At 52.1% G+C, this 486-nt stretch carries 1 pseudogene; it reads left to right on the forward strand.

Annotated elements, in window-relative coordinates:
* Nucleotides 1-65: 65 nt before the first annotated feature.
* A pseudogene (locus J4D97_RS23270) lies at nucleotides 66-486 on the forward strand (bifunctional (p)ppGpp synthetase/guanosine-3',5'-bis(diphosphate) 3'-pyrophosphohydrolase); the annotation flags it as partial.

Consider the following 486-nt stretch of genomic DNA (forward strand, 5'->3'; position numbering starts at 1 on the left):
GCTTGGAGCTGCTTGGCGTTGCGAATACAGCTGAAAACCTACACCGGGTCCTGACACATTTTCACGTGCACAGTTTGCCAGAGTTGTACTACCGCATCGCTATAGGAAAGCTAGACGGCCGCGAAATCAAGGAAGAGCTATTCCATGAGGAAGCAACGCCGCAGCAGTCTTCCATACTCGCACCCAAGTCTTTCGACCACGAAGTGCAGAAAGCGCGTGGCGTACGGGCTGATATGCTCGTCATTGGCGAACATACCAACACCTTCAATTACACCATTGCGCCCTGCTGCAATCCTATCCCCGGCGATGATGTATTTGGGTTCGAAACGGCTGACAAAGGCATTGTCATTCACCGCACATCCTGTCCACAGGCGGTTAAGCTTATGTCGAACTATGGCAACCGCATTGTGCGCGCCAAGTGGACGGATCAACTGGAGCTAGCTTTCCTGGCTGGAATTCATATTAAAGGCTCAGACCGTATGGGTT

The organism is Hymenobacter defluvii (assembly GCF_017589435.1).
Classification (GTDB): domain Bacteria; phylum Bacteroidota; class Bacteroidia; order Cytophagales; family Hymenobacteraceae; genus Hymenobacter; species Hymenobacter profundi.